Here is a 3,625-nt window from a genome sequence, read left to right on the forward strand (position 1 = left end):
TCTTGAAGAACATTTCTCGTGGGACGAAGCCGCCCGCAATGTCGCAAGCCCGCTCGGTCTCGCGCGGTCGGGCTCAGCCAACTGGAGGACCCGGCAATATCAAGGGCGCGCTGCGCTCGCCCGTCATCGTACGGAAGGCAACGAGCAGGCCCGCGAGGTCGCAAAGGCACTCGACTTTGCCGCCCGTGGCAAAGCGTTAAGCGAATGGAGCGTCAGCTGCACTGCCCTTAATTATCTCAGCGATCTCGGCAAGGAACCGACCTATGCCAGTCTCGACAGCGCGCGAACGCAGTTGGCGGCGATCGCCAAAGGTATCTTGGATGCCTACGAGGCTGACCTGCGGATGACGGCAGATCTTCGTTGCTCGGGCCGTTTCGACGTCGCGTGGCGCTATATGGCCGCCGCTTCGAGTATCGAGACAACGTTCAAGGGTTTTCTCGAGAGCATCCCGGATCCGATGATGCGCGAGATTCGCGGCGACGGCTTCCTCGGCCGCGAACTCCTGCATTATGCCACCAAATATGCCGACAAGTTTGACGATATATCGCGGCAGGTCGCCGTTGATTTCTTTGCGGAAATATCTCGGCAAGCCGTCACCGATCACGCGCTGCAGATCCGTCTTGCCCGCCTCGAAGCGGCAGTTCCCGAACTCTCGCCAGTCATCGATCTTGATCCCGTGGCTTGCCCCGCCTACGTAAAGGAGCAGGAACAATGCGCTAAGGTCCAGGAGAACGCATTCGATCTCAACGACCTTCTCGCGAGCGCCGATGAACTCGCGCCGACTGCGCTTGCTCTCGCGAGTATCGACGCCAAGATGCATGGCCGGGGGATCGAGCAACTTTTCGCGGCATGGCAAGAACATAATCAGCAGATACCGGCCCCAACGTGGCGCGGGGACAAACTGCTTCGCGCGGCATTGCTGGCGGCGTCGGTTCATCCGCGGCGTCTTGTCGCGCTTATCGAAGCGCTGGCGGGCGACGAAGAAGAAGCGCTTCGCTGGGCAGCGATAGACCTCGCCTTCTCGCCAACGCTGCGCGAACGCCTCTTCAATGCAAGCCGTCTGGGCGTGCTGGCGGAGACGCCCAGCCAGCTCAAAGCGCGCCTTGGCGCCATCGTCGACAAGGCGGTCGAAACTGGGGATTTCCACCCGTGGATGCAGCGTGAATTCCTCATTCGCTTCCACCGCGAACACGCGACACCCGTATTGTTCAGCGTCGCAGATCGCTTTTTTGCTAGCGATTTCCCGGTCGCCCGGACCTTGATCGGTCCGCCGCTCGCCACCGATAGCCCGTGGCTGTTCGCGAACCTTCACCCCGAAGTCCAGATAAATGCGCGCAAGCTGCGTGAACATGTTCAGCGCATCCTGTTGGTCTTGCCGCCGATTTCGCCCTCAGCATATACTCGGGACGTCTCAAGCACCTCCACCCCTCCTCTCGGACTGGGAATGATCGGAAGCGAACTGCTGGCCGCAGGCCATGATGTCTATCTGGCGGATTGCCATCGCGCGCCTGCGATGCGCGACAGGGTCATCGGGGATGCACAAAATTTCGACTGGGTTGGTTTCAACGTCGTCCTTCCCACCATGCGGTCGGTCCTCTCGATCGCGACCGCGATCAAGGCGCTTCCCGATCCGCCGGCGATCGTTGTGGGGGGGCCCGCGGTCAATGCGCGCTCATTTCGCAACGCTGCCTTGGGCGACGAGGAAAGCAGATGCTGGGATTTCGAGATTCACACTAACGCTGGCGCCAATTTTGCCACCCTTGTTGCCAACTTCGGACAAGGTCAGCGAGTCGTTCCTGCTGGGATCGTGCCGAACGAGCGGAGCGACCTCATCATTCGGACGGGCCAATCGCTGATCACCAAGCCGGCCGCCGCCGCCATTACCGCATCGTCCTGGCTGGAGCCCGTTTTCCTCGATCGGCGTATCTTTTCGACGCACGCGGGCGAATATGAGCCGCGGCGGACTCGGGCGATCAACGGCACCGCGGTCGAAGCGCATGTCGTCATGTCACGTGGCTGCAACTGGAGCTGCAGCTTTTGCACCGAGCGAGTCCAGCAATCGGGAGGCGAGCGCCGCCGTCCTTTGGAGTCTGTCGAACAGGAATTGAAAGAACTCGCTCGGCGCCATCCAGATCTGCGGATTCAATTTGTCGACGATAATCTATTGCCCCAAATCGCCACGCTTACCGAACAGCGTGTTGCCTGGGCGCAGGCAGTCGACTGGGCGGAAAAATTCCTGTCCGTGCTCTCGGTAGTTAGGGCAGCGGCTCCGATCGGGTTCGGCTGGCGCGGAATCTTCCGAGTCGAGGATTTCCTTCACTATGAAGCTGCGTTTCCCAATTTCATTGATCAGCTTGCGACAAGTGGCTGCCGGATGCTGGCCTTCGGAATCGAACATGGAAATGAGACGAAGCGGCGCAAGATGAAGGTGGGCAAGTCAGCAACCAACGCCGAGTTCACGGCCTTGTTTAGCCGGTTGCGAGACGCTGGCATCCACAGCAAAGCGTATTTCATTCTTGGCGGCCCGAAAGAGACGGCCGAAACCTCGTTGGAAACGGTCGCTTTTGCGATCGAGTCCGGGGTCAGCCTTGCTTATTTCGCGCTGTACAAGGAATTTGTGCCGGCATTGCAATCGTTGCGCAGTGAACAACGCCGAGGTAGCGAGGCTCACAGGAGCTACTCCGACTATGAGGAACTCGATATCGTTTGGGACGCCATCTTGGGCGAAGCCCTGCAGGACCCCAAAAGCGCGCGCTTCCACGATCTGGTAGGCGGCATCGTCACCGATGATAGACCGCTCGATCCGGCGGATCTCATTTCAGTGTATGACGAACTCTCGCGGTTGGGATTCCGCTTCACCGATCTCGTCAAATACAGTGACTATCACTCCGAAAATTCTCCAGCCGCGGATATCTTGAACAAAGTGAATTTCGGCGATCAGGCGAAATTCGAAACGACGGTGGCATCGGCCTATCTGCGCTTCTATTTGCGGCGTAGCTTTGTCGACACTTATCGCGCCCTCCTCGCCGACGGTTATTAGACATTGCCTCAATCGGTCCGGGCCGCCGGTGCTTGATGCCTGGCGACTTGCGCCCCCATGCAGTGGAGGCGGCTCACATCGGCGGAAAGGTTGAAACAGAAGGAGCGACCGGGCAAGGAGTATTGCATGGCAACACTTCTTGACTGGGGAAACGTAGACGCAGCTGCCGCTCAGATTGAGAAGACTCTCAATCTTGAAACCCGGCGGGAAGCGTTCTCCCTCCTCTGCGTGACATCTCTACTACGCATCGACTTCGATGAGGCGAGGGGCTCGATCACCGATGGAGGGGAGGATAGGGGCGTTGACGCGGTCTATCTCGACGAGCGTTTCAGCCGTCGTGTAATCCATCTCTTTCAGTTTAAGTGCCACAGCCGGTTCAACGGCAGCAACCGCAACTTCCCGTCGACTGAGATTGACAAACTCCTTGCCTTCATCGGGGACTGCTTCGGACAGGTCGACGGCTTCCTCGACACATGCAATCCGCTGCTGCGGCAGAAAGTGTTGGATATCTGGGACTTCGTGAATTCGGGGGCGTGCCAGGTCGAGGTCCACCTTTGCTCCAATGGGGAGCGGCTCATCCCCGAC

General features: G+C 59.1%; 2 protein-coding genes. Both read left to right on the forward strand.

The window, feature by feature from the left end; all coding sequences use genetic code 11:
- Positions 1-3,040 (forward strand): B12-binding domain-containing radical SAM protein (locus AC1Q5P_RS21670; RefSeq protein WP_492520002.1); only part of this gene is annotated, 3,040 nt, incomplete at its 5' end.
- A gap of 126 nt (positions 3,041-3,166) precedes the next feature.
- On the forward strand, positions 3,167-3,625 hold a 459-nt coding region (locus tag AC1Q5P_RS21675), incomplete at its 3' end, for a hypothetical protein (RefSeq protein WP_492520003.1).

Source organism: Novosphingobium sp. GW835-FHT14H07 (assembly GCF_058793515.1).